The following is a 15,564-nucleotide window of genomic DNA, read 5'->3' as shown; positions in this document are numbered from 1 at the left end:
CACTCAGGCGCGACGGTCAACGTTTGCGGGAGCGCCTGATGTCCTCCAGATCTGCCAGCTCAACCCTGCGGCTACCCTCCATCGACAGCTTGTTGCGCCATCCCGCGTGCCAGCCATTGGCCGAGCGCTATGGGCGTGACGCGCTGCTGAGCAGTCTGCGGCAATTGCTCGATGACCTGCGCGCACCAGTGGTTTCGGGGCACACCGACGCCGTTGAAATCGCTCCCGAAGTCTTGGCAGGACGGGCGGCTGAACGTTTGGCCGCTCAGCATCGCAGCCACATCCGCCGCGTGTTCAACCTGACCGGCACCGTTCTTCACACCAACCTCGGTCGGGCACTGTTGCCGGAGGAGGCCATCGAAGCGGTGCAGATGGCCGCCCGTTATCCGCTCAATCTGGAATTCGACCTGCACAGCGGCAAGCGCGGCGACCGTGACGACTTGATCGAAGGCCTGATCCGCGAGCTGACCGGCGCCGAAGCGGTGACCGTGGTCAACAACAACGCCGCGGCGGTGTTGCTGACGCTCAACAGCCTGGGCGCACGCAAGGAGGGCATCATCTCTCGCGGCGAATTGATTGAAATCGGTGGCGCTTTCCGCATCCCCGACATCATGGCGCGCGCCGGGGTGAAGCTCCACGAAGTGGGCACCACCAACCGCACTCATGCCAAAGACTACGAAGCCGCCATCGGCCCGCGCAGCGGTTTACTCATGCGTGTGCACGCGAGCAATTACAGCATTCAGGGGTTCACCACGCGTGTTCCGACGGCGGAACTGGCGGCGTTGGCGCATAAGCATGGGCTGCCGCTGCTGGAAGACCTCGGCAGCGGCAGCCTGTTGGACCTGACGCGCTGGGGCCTGCCCGCCGAACCGACGGTGCGCCAGGCGCTGATCGATGGCGCGGACATCGTCACGTTCAGTGGCGACAAATTGCTCGGTGGTCCGCAAGCCGGGTTGATTGTCGGGCGCAAAGAGCTGATCGCGAAGATCAAGAAGAACCCGCTCAAGCGCGCATTGCGGGTCGACAAACTGACCTTGGCTGCCCTCGAAGCCGTGTTGGGCTTGTACCGCGATCCCGATCGGCTGGCTGAACGCTTACCGGCGTTGCGCCTGCTGACCCGTCCGCAGGCCGACATCCTGGCGCAAGCCGAACGCCTGCAACCGTCGCTGGCGCAGGTGCTGGGCGATGGCTGGAGCGTCAGCGCCGTTTCGGCACTGGGCATGATCGGCAGCGGCAGCCAACCGGTGGCGCGCTTGCCGAGCGCCGCGTTGTGCCTGCGACCGCAGGTGTCCAAGCGTCTGCGCGGACGATGTCTGCACAGTCTGGAAGCGGCCCTGCGTGCCTTGCCGATTCCAGTGCTCGGGCGCATCGATGACGACGCTGTGTGGCTGGACCTGCGACAACTGGACGACGAGCCGGCGTGGCTGGCTCAACTCGATCAATTGCGGGAGGAGGGCGCGCAACAGTGATTGTCGGAACGGCAGGGCACATCGACCATGGCAAGACGTTATTGCTCCAGGCCTTGACCGGCCAGGCCGGTGATCGTCGCCGGGAAGAACGCGAACGCGGCATGACCATCGACCTTGGTTACCTCTACGCGGTGCTGGAACCCGGCGCGGCGCTGACCGGTTTTATCGACGTGCCCGGTCATGAGCGCTTCACCCACAACATGCTCGCCGGCGCACAAGGGATTGATCTGGTGTTGCTGGTGGTGGCGGCGGACGACGGCGTCATGCCGCAGACGCGCGAACATCAGGCCATCGTCGAACTGCTGGGCATTCCACGGGCATTGATCGCGATCACCAAGTGCGACCGGGTCGACGCGGCCAGAGTGCAGGCCGTTCGCCAACAAATCGAAACGTTGCTGGCGCCCGGTCCTTATGCCGGTGCGCCGCAGATTGCGTTGTCCAGCGTGACTGGAGAGGGCGTCGATACGCTGCGCGAGGCCTTGGTCGACGCGCAACATGAGGTGCTTCAACGCAATGTCAGCGGTGGTTTTCGTCTGGCGATCGACCGCGCCTTCAGCGTGGCCGGCGCCGGTATCGTGGTGACCGGCACGGCGCTGTCCGGGCAGGTAACGGTGGGCGATACGTTGTGGCTCGGCCCGCAGGGCAAACCGGTGCGGGTGCGCGGGCTGCATGCGCAGAATCAGGCCGCCGACAGCGCGTTTGCCGGCCAGCGCGTGGCGTTGAACCTGAGCGCCGAACGCCTGGCACTGGAGCAGATTCATCGTGGGCACTGGTTGTTGGCCGAGTGGCTGTTTGCACCGACCCAGCGTGTGGACATCGAGATGCACGTGTTGGCTAGCGAAGCCCGGGCGTTCGAACATTTTCAACCGGTTCACGTTCACTTGGGTACGCAAGACGTGACGGGGCGGGTGGCGTTGCTCGAGGGTTCCAGCCTGGCGCCGGGTGAGCGGATGTTCGCGCAGCTCCTGCTGAAGGCGCCGGTGCACGCGGTGAAGGGCGATCCTTTGATCCTGCGTGACCAGAGCGCCCAACGCACCCTTGGTGGTGGCCGGGTGCTCGACCCTTTTGCGCCAACCCGACAACGGCGAAGTCCCGAACGGCTGGCGCAGCTACAGGCACTGGCCACGACTGACCGTCTGGAAGCCGTGCTGCCTGCACTGCTGACTCACAGCGACACCGGGCTCGACCCGCAGCGATTGGAGCGTCAGTTCAACCGTCCGCGCAGCACGTGGGTGTTGCCCGATGACGTGCGCTTGATCGACACCCGCCAAGGTCCGTTGTTATTCAGTGCCGCCCGCTGGGACGCTTTGAAAGCGCCGCTGCTGGAACACCTCGCGCGTTTTCATCAACTGGAACCGGACCAAATGGGCCCGGACCGTGATCGCTTGCGTCGCTTCACCGGCACCCCGCTGGACCGCTCGACGTTCATCAGCCTGCTCGACGAACTGCTGGCCAGCGGCGCCATTGCCGCCAGTGGGCCATGGCTGCATTTACCGGATCACCAGGTGCGTTTAAGCGCAGACGATGAAGCGTTGTGGCAACAGTTGCAGCCGGTATTCGAACAGGCCGGTTTCAATCCGCCGTGGGTGCGCGACCTGGGTCACGATGAGGCCGCGGTGCGCTTGCTGCTGCGCAAAATGGCGCGGTTGGGGTTGCTGCATCAAGTGGTTCGTGACCTGTTTTACACCGACGCGGTGCTGCGCCGATTGGCGGCTATGCTGATGCAACTGGCAACCGAGAACCCGGTCATACAGGTTTCGACCTTTCGCGATGCCGTGGGCCTCGGTCGCAAGCGCAGCATCCAGATTCTCGAATACTTCGACCGAATCGGCCTGACCCGACGGTTTGGCGATCGACGCCAGATCCGTCTCGATAACGCGTTGGCAACGCAACCTCTGTAGGAGCGAGCTCGCTCGCGATAGACCCATAGGCACCGCGTTTATCCTGTTAACACGCGCCATCATTGACGTTCTTCGCGAGCGAGCTCGCTCCTACAGGGGGAATGGGCACCATAACGAATCAGGCCGGCCTGTAGGCCGCCGTGCTTTTGATCTTGATGCACCGCCCCCTCGTAAGGCCGAGTGGAGGTTCTGCGCAGTGGGCAACCCGGCATGGATGCCGGGTTAGCCGCCGCCGGCCATGGATGGCCGATGGCGGCGGGCCCACGGAGCAGGACCGGAGCGAGGGCATGCCGAGCCACAGCGAGGCACCGAACGAAAGGGGCAGAAGCCCTTGGTTACTTGGGGCTTTTCCAAGTGACACGCCGTAAGGGCGTAACCCAAAGCAGCCGTTACCGCAGGAATGGATATGTACACCATCAACTATCCACACAGCCGTCGCTGGCAAACCAGCGCCCACAGAGATTTACACTGATTTCAAGGAAGGCAATCGCGCCCGGTGGCGCGGCCGGGCTTCAAACCCGGTTGGGGACGGCATCCGTTCCCGGGCAGGTTCGACTCCGGCTGCCTTCCGCCATTTTTCAAAGACGCCCGAAGCTCAGCGGGTACTGGATGACCACATAAACCCGGTCAATATCGTCACCGGCCTGAGCCGTGTTCGCCCGATGCGACACATGAGACAGTTGCAACGACAAACCCTTGGCCGATCCGGATTGCACGACATAGCGCAAATCGATGTCCCGCTCCCAATGCCGCCCGCCGTCCCCTTGTTGAGGCACGAACGCACCGACCGTCTCATCGAACGGGTTATAGGCCCCGCCTTGAGGCGCATGGGTGCCATCAATCTGACTGCCCTTCACATAGCGGGTCATGAAGTTCAGGCCGGGAACCCCAAACGGACCCAGGTCGAGGTCGTAGCGCGCTTGCCAGGAGCGTTCGTGGGCGCCATTGAAGTCGGCGTACTTGATCGAGTTGGCAAGGTAAATCGAGTCGCCACCGACGAAATCGAACGGCGTATCTCCGTTGATTTTTTGCCAAGCCAGGGTAAAGGCGTGCGCACCCAGCGTGTATTTGCCCGACAGGCTCGATGCCGTGTTGTCGATGGCGCCGGCCAGCGCTTCGCCAGTGTCCCGCGTGTGATAGACATTGGCGTCGAGGAACACGCCGGACTGTTTCAGGTGCAGGTTGGCGTAGTACTGATGCCAGGTATCGGTCAGCTCGGACGCGTAGAGCGCTGCGCCGACCGGGCTCTGCGTGAACAGATCGGCCCCGAGAAACGAAATGCCGCCGGCTTCGGTGTTGGCGCCGTAGCCGTAAAAGTCATCCTTGGCCGAAGAACTGTCCTGATTCTTGAACGCCGTGAAGTGACCGGCCACCAGGTTCATGCCATCGAATTCGCGGCTGTTGAGCAGGAAACCGGTGGCGTACTCCGGTTGCAGGCGTTTATCGGCAGTATCGAATACCGGCGTTTCCACCAGCATTTCACCGAAGGTCAATGTGGTTCGCGAGGCCCTGACTTTCATGGCAGCGCCACCGCTGGAATAGTTGTCTTCACTGCGGCCGTCACTGTCCACGGGCAGCAGTCCCGTCCCGGAATGCCCCTTGCCGCCATCCAGCTTCACGCCCAGAAAAGCGTGAGCATCGAGGCCAAAGCCGATCGTGCCGGGTGAGAAACCAGATTCAAAGGTGCTGATAAAGCCTTGAGCCCACTCCTGTTTGTAGCTCTTGTCGGCCGGCGAAGGAGAGCGGTAGTCACTGTTGAGGTAAAAATTGCGGCTGAGCACTTCAAGCGTCGCGCCGTCGAGAAACCCTTGTGCGGATTCATCAGCCAGAGCTGTCCCGGCCGTACTGGCGAACACCACCGACAACCAGAACGGCAGGCCGGATTTCAGGTTTTGCGAGGCCAGCTTCATCGGGCAATTACCCTGGGGCAGCGACTCCGGATGGTCCGAAGTCGCTTTGTGGGTCGGCAGACGATTAATGGCCTTCCGAGGCACCGAACATGGTTTTGGCATAGATCAGGCCCAGACCGTAGGCGCCGCCATTGGCGATCGAGGTTTTCACGGTTTCCTCGTAGGTCTCACTGCGCGCCCAGTCACGTTGCAGTTCCAGCAGGTATTGCAGCGAGGTCATCGGCCGTGCGCCGATCTGGATCATGCGCTGCATGGCCATTTCATGGGCTTCGGTGGTGACGTCGCCACAGGCATCGGCAATCACATACACCTCGAAACCCTGGTCAATCGCCGACAGCGCCGGGCCAACAATGCACACGGAAGTCCACAGGCCGGCCAGAACGATTTTCTGCTTGCCGAACTTGTTCACCTCGACGGCAATGCGCTCGTCTTCCCAAGTGTTCATGCTAGTACGGTCGATGACGTTGTGTTCCGGGAACACCGACTTGATTTCGTCGAAGATCGGACCGGAAAAGCTCTTCTCGGCAACGGTGGTGAGAATGGTCGAGACCTTGAAGCCACGCGCAGCCTTGGCGACGAGCGCGGCGTTATTGCGCAGGGTGACGGCGTCGATCGACTTGGTCGCAAAGGACATTTGCGACTGGTGATCGATCATGATCAACGTGTGGTCGGTCGGGGTCAGCAGGGTTTTGCCAGGAACAGCTTTTGCGGTGGCCATGACGATGTCCTTACGGGGTGAGTGAGGAGGTCATGGTTACGTAGATCGCGGCGGGGATATTGAATCGGTGTGCTGTGTTTGGGTTTTTTTGCGGGGAAGAGCGAAGGAGGCCCACGGTGGGGCATTGGGCCCTTGTAGCAGCTGTCGAGCTTGCGAGGCTGCGTTCGGCTGCGCAGCAGTCGTAAGATCAGAACATGCGGTGCGTCAGACTCACCGCGTACGCAGGGTTTACGACTGCTTCGCAGCCGAACGCAGCCTCGCAAGCTCGACAGCTGCTACAGAACCGAACGCAGCCTCGCGTGAAGTTATCGCAGAGGCTGGCGGTCATTGCATCACGTAACGCCCTGGCGCCGACTCGATCGCCGGGTATTGCGCGTTTCCGGTGTGCAGCACCGAAGGTTGGCGCTCGCCGGACTGTTCAGCCAGCCAGACGAACCAGTCATTCCACCAGCTACCCGCGTGTTGCTGGGCATTGTTGAACCAGGTTTCCGGGTCCTCGGTGATCCGGTTGTTGGTCCAGTAGTTGCGTTTTTCCTTGGCGGGCGGGTTGATCACTCCGGCGATATGGCCTGAGCCGCCCAACACAAAGCGCTTGGTCCCGGAGAGCAATGCGGTGCTGGCGTAGGCGCTTCTCCACGGCACGATGTGATCGTCGTGGGTGGCGAGGATGTACGCCGGCGCATCGATGGCGCGCAGGTCGAGCTTGACCCCGCAGCAGTCCAGTTCGCCGGATTTCAGGTCGTTTTGCAGATAGGTGTGGCGCAGGTACCAGCAGTACATCGGCCCCGGCAGGTTGGTGCTGTCGTTGTTCCAGAACAACAGGTCGAGCGCGTTGGGTTTCTGGCCCTTGAGGTATTTGTCGACGTTGTAGTTCCACCACAAGTCGTTGGGCCGCAGCAGCGAGAAGGTGTTGCCCATGTCTTCGCCCTTGAACAGGCCGATCGGGCCATTCAGGCCGCCGATGGTGCGCTCGCGGTAGGCCACGAGCTCTTCGTCGACGAAGATGTCGATGGGGCCGGTGTCGAGGTAATCGAGGAAGGTGGTCAACAGGCTGACGCTGGCAATGTCTTTGTCACCGCGCGCCGCCAATACCGCCAGCGCCGAACTCAACAGCGTGCCGCCGATGCAGAAACCGACGCAATTGGGTCGTTGCTCGCCGCTGATCTCACGGGTCACTTGCAGGCCTTTGATGATGCCGGTTTCGACCAGATCATCCCAAGTGGTGCCGGCGTGGGCCTGGTCGAAGTTGCGCCACGACATCAGAAACACCGGGTGGCCTTGCTGCAACAGGTGGCGAACCATCGAGTTGTCCGGGCGCAGGTCGAGGATGTAGTACTTGTTGATCGACGGCGGCACGACGAACACCGGGCGTTGGTATTGGGTTTCGCTTTGCGGGTAGTACTGGATCAGTTGAAACAGTTCGTTCTCGTAGACCACTTCGCCGGGGGTGTTGGCCAGATCGACGCCGACCTTGAACGCGCCGCTGTCGCACTGACGCATCTTGCCTTCTTGCAGGTCGCTGGCCAGGTGCAACATGCCGGTGAGCAGGCTGCTGCCTTGCGTATCGACAACACGTTGCAGGGCATCGGGGTTGCTGGCGAGAAAGTTACTCGGCGCGCCGGCGGCGATGGCTTGCTCCACCAGATACAGCAGGCGCAGGCGTGGTTTCTTGTCCTTGATCGGCAGCTTATCGAGCAGTTTCAGGAGAAACCCGGCATTGAGCAGGTAAAACGCCGCGAGGGAGCCGAACAGCGGCTGGCTCCAGTTACCGCTGGCGAACCGTCGATCGTCGAAGCTGAAGGGCTGACCGGTCAGCAGGCGCTGGCCGAGTTCGCCCCATTGTTGCTGATAGTCTGATTGCAGGCTGTCCAGGGTTTCGCGCGGCAAGTCAAACCACTCGCTGTATTCCTGCCCCGTGAACCACGGATTGGTGCTGACCCAAAGGCGTAATTGTTGCACTGCAAAGGAGGCAATGAACGGAACCTGGCCTGACCAGAAGGTGTTGAACGTATGCGCGTTGTTGTCCATGGAACTCCTTGCCCACATCAGTAAACCGGGCAGAAAAAAACCGCGGCGCCGGACTTCGGCGCCGCGTCGGCAGTCAAGCAAGCAGTCCTGTGTTTCTTCTTAGCGTTCGATCACCAGGCTGACACCCTGGCCGCCACCGATGCACAACGTGGCCAGGCCTTTCTTGCCATCGCGACGAATCAGCTCGTGCAACAGCGACACCAGAATCCGCGCACCCGATGCGCCGATCGGATGACCCAGGGCTATCGCGCCACCGTTGACGTTGACCTTGCTGGTGTCCCAACCCAGTTCCTTGCCGACTGCCAGTGATTGCGCAGCGAAGGCTTCGTTGGCTTCGATCAGGTCGAGGTCATCCAGCGTCCAGCCGGCTTTGGTCAATGCCAGACGGGTGGCGGGCACCGGGCCGATGCCCATGATCGACGGGTCTACACCGGCACTGGCGTAAGCCTTGATGCGCGCCAGCACCGGCAAACCGAGCGCCAGGGCCTTGGCTTCGCTGGCCAGCATCAACACGGCGGCGCCATCATTGAGGGTCGACGAGTTGCCAGCGGTGACGCTGCCGGTTTTCTGGAAGGCAGGTTTGAGGTTGCCCAATGCCTGGAGCGTGCTGTCCGGGCGCGGTTGTTCGTCGGTGTCGAAAACCAGCGGCTCACCCTTGCGCTGAGGAATCAGGATCGGGGTGATTTCACGCTTGAAGTAACCGGCTTCGATGGCCGCGGCGGCCTTCTGTTGCGAGGCGGCGGCGAAGGCGTCCTGATCTTCACGACTGAGCGTGTACTGGGTGGCCAGATTCTCGGCAGTGATGCCCATGTGGTAGTCGTTGAAAGCGTCCCACAAACCATCCTGAATCACGCTGTCTTGCAGTTGCGCATGACCCAGGCGCAAACCGGTGCGCGCCTTTGGCAGAACGTACGGGGCCAGGCTCATGTTTTCCTGACCGCCGGCAATCACCAATTCGGCGTCGCCGCAACGGATCGCCTGGACCGCGAGCTGCACAGCCTTGAGGCCGGAGCCGCAGACTTTGTTCAGGGTCAGGGCAGGGGTGGTAAAGGGCAGGCCGGCCTTGATCGCGGTCTGGCGTGCCGGGTTTTGTCCCGAGCCTGCGGTCAGCACTTGGCCGAGGATCACTTCATCGACCTGCGCGGCATCGATACCCGTCTGTTCCAGCAGGCTGCGAATCACCGCAGCACCCAGTTCGGTGGCGGGAATGGCGGACAAGGCACCTTGAAAGGTACCAATGGCGGTGCGCGTAGCGGCAACGATTACGACTTCGTTCATGCAGGACCTCATTAAATGTGTGTCGAGCGGGAGCGGGGCGTCCATGCCCCGACAGGCCTATTGCATGTTCATGCCGCCGTTCACCGAGAAGTCGGCGCCAGTGCTGTAGCCCGATTCATCGGACGCCAGCCAGGCGACGATGGAGGCGATTTCTTCGGGTTGGCCAAGACGCCCGACCGGTGTGGCCGCGATCATGGTGTCGAGAATGTCCGGGCGAATGGCCGCGGTCATGCTGGTCTGTATGTAGCCGGGGGAGACGGTGTTAACGGTCACGCCTTTGCCCGACACTTCCCGGGCCAGCGCCATGGTGAAACCGTGAATACCGGCCTTGGCCGCGCTGTAGTTGGTCTGGCCGAACTGGCCACGCTGGCCGTTGATCGATGAGATGTTGATGATCCGGCCCCAGCCCTTGGCCAACATGCCTTCAATCACCTGTTTGGTGGTGTTGAACACGCCGCTGAGATTTGTGCCGATGACGGCGTTCCAGTCTTCGGGGGTGAGTTTGCGGAACGACGCATCACGCGTAATGCCGGCGTTGTTGACCAGGACATCGATCGGGCCAAATTGCTCACGGGCCATCTCGAAAGCCTTGCGCGTCGACTCCCAATCGGTGATGTCGCCATAGATGCATTCAAACTGATAACCCGCCGCCAGTTGTGCGGCAATCCAGTCGTTCTTGCGGGCGGAATCAGAGCTGCAACCGACAATGACTTTGAATCCTTCCTTGTACAGGCGCTGGCTGATCGCAGTGCCAATCCCACCCATACCACCCGTTACCAACGCAATACGACTAAGCGACTTCATCGACTCACTTCCTTTTTTTATATTGCGCTGCAAGATGGAAGGATTGTTCGGTATTGGCCGGGTGTGCGGAAGTGTTGAGAGGTGACTGTCTGGTGTCCAACGGTGCCAAACCCGGGTCGAATCGACGGGTAGCTGCTTTTGGCGTCGCCCGCCTGCGTGGGTGTGTTGGCACGAGATCGCTGCTACAGGTCACATGGGGTCAATAAGCGACGACCGGTGCGTGAACGTGGCAAAAACGTGTGAATACCTATACTGAGGTCAATTTTTAGAATTAAACCGCCAGTTACTATTTGCTGTACCGTAGATCAGTCATGGCTCCGGACAGGATGTTCGGTTCCACAGGTCATTGAGGACGCCATGTATAGAATGAGTTCAGGCTATGCCAGCGTGCTGGTCAATACGCTCTCGGCTCAGGGACTGGATGTTGCCAGTCTGTGTCGGGAGGCTGGACTGGATGTTGATCTCGCGAACAAACCAGGAGCGTTTTGCGAGCGAAGGGCGATCTATCGATTGTGGGAACTGGCCGCGCAGGCCTCGGGGGATCCGGACATCGGCCTGAAGGCCTATGGCAGTTTCCACCCCGGCAGCTTTCAGATCGTCGGCTACACCATGATGTCCAGCCTGAATCTGAAAAAGGCCCTTGAACGACTGGTGCGTTTCAGTCCGTTGATCGGCACGGGATTCAGCCTTTTCTTTACCTCGGAACAGCAAAATTACCGACTGTCCGGGCTCGACCATCAACAAAAAGGTTCGGTCAAACCTCGCCAATACACCGATGCCGGGCTGGCTTCGTTGCTGGGTTTCTGCCGGAAGCTGGCGGGCGGCAACGCACCGCAACCCTTGAGCGTCGGATTCACCTATCCCGAACCTGAAGACACATCCGAACATCAACGGTTGTTTGGCTGCGCGCTGCATTTCGACGCGGCATACGACAGCATTGTGTTTGACGAGCAGGAGTTGCTGCGTCCGTTGAGCATGGCCAACGAAGCGTTGGCGGTGCTGCATGACAGTTTTGCCGAGGCGCAACTGGACCTGCTGTTTGGTTTCTGCATTGTCGGCAGGATTCGTGCGCTGATTACCGAGCGCTTGAGTCAGGGCCAGGGGCAATGCGACATGGAGTCGATTGCCGCGGCGTTGAACATCAGCAAGCGAACGTTGCAGCGCGCCCTGGAAAAGGAAGGCACGCAATTCAAGGACGTGCAGAACGCGGTGCGCCGGCAATTGGCTGATTTCTACCTGCGCCATTCTCACTTCAACATGAAGCATGTCGCGTATCTCCTTGGTTTTCATGACCACAGCAGCTTCAACAAAGCGTGCAGCCGCTGGTTTGGCATGACGCCCGGTCAGTATCGGGCCGATGAATCGTTTGAAATCGAGGAGGCCGCGCCAGTCTGACGCGGTCTCGTCAGCGATTCAGCGTTACAGCACGGGAGGTTTTTTCACGCCTTTTTTGTTCTTGGCGGGTTTGTGCGGTGGCGTCACTACCTTGGCGGTTAGCTTGTGGGGCACTGCGGGGATTTTTGGTGCCGTCGGCTTGGGTGTGACGGCCGGAATTGCCTGTTTGATGGGTTCCGGCGTTACCACGGGTGCTTTCTGCTTTATTGGCTCAGGCGTGACGACCGGCGCTTTTTGCTGGACCGGCTCCGGTGTGACTACCGGGACGTGTTCCTTGACGACATCAGCCTCACCCGGCGATTGGGTCAGGTTGAAGCCCGGCAGCGGTACGTCGAACAGTGTGTGCAAGGTGCACCAGAACGGGTGTTCAGCACCGTTGCCAGTCAGCAGCTCCGGCAGCAAATTGGCGACGGCGGCCAGCACCTGCTGGCGCTCCTCGGCCTCGGGAAGCATCAACGGCAAGCTCTGCAGGCTTTCTTGCGGGTAAGTGGCGACCAGCAGTTTTTGCAGGCTGACGGTTTCGCGAAGATCGAGCGGCTCCGCGCTGTAGTCCTGCAGCAACACTTGCATTTGCTGGATCAATTTCTCGACGCTGTCCTTGCCGGATTTATCGCTGTCGCGGCCGAGCAAAAAGAGGATGCGGATCAAGGCTTCCATCAGGCCGCCAAGGGGCAGGGCGTCCTGCAAGCGCTCAATCAGGGCCTTGTCGTGCAGCTCGGCATGCGCCTGAAGATTGCGTCCCGGTGCATTGCCGGCGAGGCTATTGAGCACGCCGTACACGCCGTAGAAACACATTTCCTGAGCCGCATCCCGCAGATCGCGGTAACCGTTCAACGCGTCCTGGACCTGGTTGGAAAACAGTTCCTGCCAAGCTAACAACGGGTTGTCCAGGCTGGCGGGGTGACGATTGTTGTTCACTTGGGCAACGCTATCGGCCAGCCACCACAGCGCCGGGTTCAAGCTGCTCCATAGCACTTGCTGCTGATGGAACGGGTGAGCCTTGCGCATCAACTCGGCGCTCGGTTCATTGATCAACTGGCGCAACCATGGACGGACGAAACCATCGTACAGGCCGTTGTTGATGACAGACGCGCGCTCGACCAGGGCGAATTCGCGGTCGTCGTCACGGGGCGGTTTGGCATCGCCATGGATATCGGCAATTCGCCGAGGTTCGAAACGCACGGTGTAGGGCGTCTCTGAGCTCTGCGGCAAATCATCGATGAGCATTTCATACAGCCCGGCCGGCAGCGCATTGATCGTGTCGACCGCACCGAGCAATTCGCGGTGTTCGCGCCGAGCCACTTCGCCGGAAACGAAGATGCCCAAATGCCCGATGCTGGCGTGTCGCAGGTAAACGATGGTGCGCCCGGCACTTTGCAAGGCGAGATCGCTGGGGTAGACGTCGGTGATCCAGTCCAGCGCCTGTTGCGGCGAGGTGATGTTGTCGCCATAGGAACAGAACACCACCACCGGCACTTCAATCAGTTTGAGGTCGAGTCCGCTGCTCTTGCGTCCGAGGCCGCCGGACAGCTGATTGCCGATGAACAGATCGTCGACAATCATCTCGATTTCTTCGCCATTGAGCAGGGTCGGGCTGCCCCACCAGCGTTCGAAATCGAGAAAGCGCGCCGCTTCGCTGTCGACTTCACTGAACAAATGGTAGTACTTGCCCCAGTAGGTGTTGGCTGGGTCGAGGCTCTCGAAATTGCTGACCAGCCACGTCCCGTCGAAGCGGCTATTACCGAGGTCGCTGCCCAGGCGCGCCATCCAGCCGCCACCCAACAAGCCACCGGTGTAGCGCATCGGATTGCGCCCGTTGACGCCGGCCCAGTAGGACAACGGCGCGCCATTGACGATGATCAGGCCCGGCAGTTCGGGACGTTTGGCCGCCAGACCCATCAATGCCCAGCCCGCTTGGCAGTTGCCGATGATCACAGGCTTGGTGCTGTCTGGATGCCGGGCACTGACAACTTCGATAAACCGCGCCTGCGCCTCAACGATGTCAGCGAGGGTTTGCCCAGGACGTGGCGAGTGACTGAACGAGATGAAGTAGGTGGGATGGCCTGCTCTCAGACTTTCACCGATGACCGAATCCTGTTTGAAACCGCCGATGCCCGAGCCGTGACCGCCGCGTGGGTCAATGATGATCACCGGTTGTTTTTTGCTGTCGATCCGTTGGCCGGGGCCCGCGAGAATCTGCAACAGCGAGTAATTGACTGGGCGTGGCAGCTCGGCGCCATCGACCAGCGTTTCATGGTTGAACTTGAGCAGCAGCGGATACCCGGCACGTTCGTGGGCCAGCGTATTGTCGCCGCGTTGGCGCAAGGTGTCCCAGAACAGCACGCTGCGTTGGCCGAGGTCAGTGAAGTATTCCTGCCAGTCAGCCGCCGTCGGTTGTCTGAGCTGCCCAAGGCTAAGCGGCGCGAAGGTTTTGGCCTGGCGCTTCTGCACGGCGTCGAGGACGTTGCGGGCATTGAGGCGTTGCAGATGATTGAGGTGCTCGAATAAACCAGCCGGGGCGCAAAGCCCTTCATCTTGCAATGCAATATATTCTTCCTGACCCATCGTGAACTCCTGACGCCATGCGTGAGAACCTGCCCCTCTAAACCCTTTGACTAAACAAGGCTAGGCTGGCTGTTCGATGTCAGGAGTTTATAGCGAAGAGGGGGGCCGTGAGCAAAGTTTATTTTGCGCTGCACAAAAATAGCCGTTGCCAAATAGTTTTGTGCACTGCAATATCAAGGCTGACGCGATGACTGGCCGGATCGCTATCGCGTCCCCGGGCCCATCAGGGCCTTCCAGTACCAGGAGATTCAAGCATGTCTTTTTTCAATTCGGAAAAACTGCAAACCGCTCAGAAAGCCAACCTCGACCTGCTGCAGCAAATCAGCGGCAAGGTGTTCGCCAGTGTTGAACAGCTGAGCCAGTTGCAGTTCAAGGCACTGCGTGACTCCACCGAAGAGCATTTCGAAGGGGTTCGCAAGCTGCTGGCCGTCCGCGATCCACAAGGTTTCGCTGAGCTGCAGGCTTCTTTCACTCAGCCGAGCGCGCAAACCGAGCGTCTGGCCGAGTTCAACCGTCAGGTGCAAGCGCTGATCGTGGGTACGCAGTCGGACATCGCCAAACTGACCTCGAGTCAGGTCGAGGCCGGCACCCAGCAGGTTCAAGCGTTCGTTGAAGAGATCAGCAAGAATGCACCGGCCGGTTCCGAGCCAGTCGTGGCCGCGTTCAAGTCAGGCCTGGCGAATGCCGGTACTGCGTTTGACAGTGCACAGAAAGCCGTGAAACAGGCTTCGGAAACCGCTCAGAGCAACTTCGACGCCGCCACCGCGGCAGCCGCTAAAGCGGCTCCGGAAGCCAGCGCCAAGACCACCAGCGGTAACAAGTAAGTCACATCAGTACGGTTGCACCGATGGCGATGGGTTTATTCCCCATCGCCATTTTTTTTCGTCCCGCCATTGGCATCCGGCTTGCCGCCAAACATGCCGAACAGGTTCTGGGTGTTCAGGTACAGCGCCTTGGACTGATCGACGTATTGACGCATCAGGTCCTGCATCACCGGCGCTTGCTGATGCATAAAGGTGCTCCAGGCTTCCGACGACTGCGCGCCGGTCTGGGACTGGATGTCGATGACGGTTTGAATGCTTTTGTCCAGGTAACTGCCGAGTACGCCTTGATACGGGCCGTAGAACTGGATAATCCCCATCAGCATTTCGCTGGTGAAGATCGGTTCGCCACCGCTTTCGGCTTCCAGAATGACTTGCAGGAGGATGCTGCGCGTCAGGTCCTCGCCGCTCTTGGCGTCGACCACCTGGAAGGCCACTTTATCAACCACCAATTGGCGTATGTCCGCCAGCGTCAGGTGACTGCTGGTGTGGGTGTCATACAGTCGGCGATTGGGGTATTTCTTGATCAGGCGGGGGGTGTTATCAGTCATGCGGGGCGTCTCGCGGCGGGCCTGGTGTGCAGGCATCTTAACCTACTATGGGCGGCACCTGTTTCTAATCCCCTGTGGGAGCTGGCTGTCCAGCGAAGACGGCCAATCTCCCGCAGGTATCTCC

Annotated in this window: 11 protein-coding genes and 1 tRNA gene; 5 read left to right on the top strand and 7 right to left on the bottom strand. The window is 60.5% G+C overall.

The genetic code is table 11. The annotated features are described in order from the left end of the window. Window positions 1-38: 38 nt before the first annotated feature. The 3 genes from selA to ACIPL2_RS03145 all read left to right on the top strand — a co-directional run bounded on the left by selA (window position 39) and on the right by ACIPL2_RS03145 (window position 3,944). Window positions 39-1,469: an L-seryl-tRNA(Sec) selenium transferase gene (gene selA / locus ACIPL2_RS03155; RefSeq protein WP_401352892.1), complete on the top strand. Its 1,431-nt coding sequence runs from the start codon at window positions 39-41 to the stop codon at window positions 1,467-1,469. Then, window positions 1,466-3,370 (top strand): selenocysteine-specific translation elongation factor, encoded by a 1,905-nt coding sequence (gene selB, locus ACIPL2_RS03150; RefSeq protein ID WP_401352891.1) that lies wholly within the window; start codon window positions 1,466-1,468, stop codon window positions 3,368-3,370. The genes selA and selB overlap by 4 nt, the downstream gene beginning before the upstream one ends. Window positions 3,371-3,848: 478 nt before the next feature. Continuing rightward, window positions 3,849-3,944, top strand: a tRNA-Sec gene (locus ACIPL2_RS03145). 4 nt (window positions 3,945-3,948) lie between these two features. Here the strand turns inward: ACIPL2_RS03145 and ACIPL2_RS03140 are convergent. From ACIPL2_RS03140 to phbB, 5 genes are all read right to left on the bottom strand, one after another. Next, window positions 3,949-5,280 (bottom strand): OprD family porin, encoded by a 1,332-nt coding sequence (locus tag ACIPL2_RS03140; RefSeq protein WP_401352889.1) that lies wholly within the window; start codon window positions 5,278-5,280, stop codon window positions 3,949-3,951. A 64-nt stretch (window positions 5,281-5,344) separates the two neighbouring features. Then, window positions 5,345-5,998: a hydrolase gene (locus ACIPL2_RS03135; protein ID WP_401352887.1), complete on the bottom strand. Its 654-nt coding sequence runs from the start codon at window positions 5,996-5,998 to the stop codon at window positions 5,345-5,347. A gap of 324 nt (window positions 5,999-6,322) precedes the next feature. Beyond that, the gene (phaC, locus tag ACIPL2_RS03130; protein ID WP_401352885.1) at window positions 6,323-8,026 is read right to left on the bottom strand and encodes a class I poly(R)-hydroxyalkanoic acid synthase; all 1,704 of its coding nucleotides are present in this window, start codon (window positions 8,024-8,026) and stop codon (window positions 6,323-6,325) included. A gap of 99 nt (window positions 8,027-8,125) precedes the next feature. After that, window positions 8,126-9,304, bottom strand: a complete 1,179-nt coding sequence (locus ACIPL2_RS03125) for an acetyl-CoA C-acetyltransferase (RefSeq protein ID WP_401352883.1) — start codon at window positions 9,302-9,304, stop codon at window positions 8,126-8,128. Window positions 9,305-9,361: 57 nt separating this feature from the next. Then, a complete protein-coding gene (gene phbB / locus ACIPL2_RS03120) occupies window positions 9,362-10,108 on the bottom strand; it encodes an acetoacetyl-CoA reductase (protein ID WP_082377982.1) in 747 nt (248 codons plus the stop codon). A gap of 357 nt (window positions 10,109-10,465) precedes the next feature. Here phbB and ACIPL2_RS03115 point away from each other — a divergent pair, with 357 nt between their 5' ends. Further along, entirely contained in the window at window positions 10,466-11,503 is a 1,038-nt protein-coding gene (locus ACIPL2_RS03115; RefSeq protein WP_401352881.1) for an AraC family transcriptional regulator, read from the top strand. Between the two features lie 24 nt (window positions 11,504-11,527). Here ACIPL2_RS03115 and ACIPL2_RS03110 read toward each other — a convergent pair whose 3' ends face one another. Then, on the bottom strand, window positions 11,528-14,068 hold the full coding sequence (locus tag ACIPL2_RS03110) for a DUF3141 domain-containing protein (RefSeq protein WP_401352879.1): 2,541 nt from the start codon (window positions 14,066-14,068) through the stop codon (window positions 11,528-11,530). 254 nt (window positions 14,069-14,322) lie between these two features. Here ACIPL2_RS03110 and phaP point away from each other — a divergent pair, with 254 nt between their 5' ends. Further along, complete coding sequence (gene phaP, locus ACIPL2_RS03105) at window positions 14,323-14,892, top strand: TIGR01841 family phasin (protein ID WP_401352878.1); 570 nt, start codon at window positions 14,323-14,325, stop codon at window positions 14,890-14,892. A 35-nt stretch (window positions 14,893-14,927) separates the two neighbouring features. On the opposite strand, the gene phaR is transcribed toward phaP, so the two are convergent. Then, window positions 14,928-15,440, bottom strand: coding sequence for a polyhydroxyalkanoate synthesis repressor PhaR (gene phaR, locus ACIPL2_RS03100; RefSeq protein ID WP_401352877.1), 513 nt, complete (start codon window positions 15,438-15,440; stop codon window positions 14,928-14,930). Window positions 15,441-15,564 lie beyond the last annotated feature (124 nt).

Origin of the sequence: Pseudomonas sp. NPDC086251 (assembly GCF_044746405.1) — a bacterium.
In the GTDB taxonomy this organism is placed as follows: Bacteria; Pseudomonadota; Gammaproteobacteria; order Pseudomonadales; family Pseudomonadaceae; genus Aquipseudomonas.
Note: the sequence above shows the minus strand (reverse complement) of the source record. Positions and strands in the feature narration are given on the sequence as shown.

Bases quoted from the DNA above. Each gene is read 5' to 3' on its own strand.
- selA (WP_401352892.1), top strand. From the start codon at position 39: ATGTCCTCCAGATCTGCCAGCTCAACCCTGCGGCTACCCTCCATCGAC.
- ACIPL2_RS03140 (WP_401352889.1), bottom strand. From the start codon at position 5,280: ATGAAGCTGGCCTCGCAAAACCTGAAATCCGGCCTGCCGTTCTGGTTG.
- ACIPL2_RS03135 (WP_401352887.1), bottom strand. From the start codon at position 5,998: ATGGCCACCGCAAAAGCTGTTCCTGGCAAAACCCTGCTGACCCCGACC.
- phaC (WP_401352885.1), bottom strand. From the start codon at position 8,026: ATGGACAACAACGCGCATACGTTCAACACCTTCTGGTCAGGCCAGGTT.
- ACIPL2_RS03125 (WP_401352883.1), bottom strand. From the start codon at position 9,304: ATGAACGAAGTCGTAATCGTTGCCGCTACGCGCACCGCCATTGGTACC.
- phbB (WP_082377982.1), bottom strand. From the start codon at position 10,108: ATGAAGTCGCTTAGTCGTATTGCGTTGGTAACGGGTGGTATGGGTGGG.
- ACIPL2_RS03115 (WP_401352881.1), top strand. From the start codon at position 10,466: ATGTATAGAATGAGTTCAGGCTATGCCAGCGTGCTGGTCAATACGCTC.
- ACIPL2_RS03110 (WP_401352879.1), bottom strand. From the start codon at position 14,068: ATGGGTCAGGAAGAATATATTGCATTGCAAGATGAAGGGCTTTGCGCC.
- phaP (WP_401352878.1), top strand. From the start codon at position 14,323: ATGTCTTTTTTCAATTCGGAAAAACTGCAAACCGCTCAGAAAGCCAAC.
- phaR (WP_401352877.1), bottom strand. From the start codon at position 15,440: ATGACTGATAACACCCCCCGCCTGATCAAGAAATACCCCAATCGCCGA.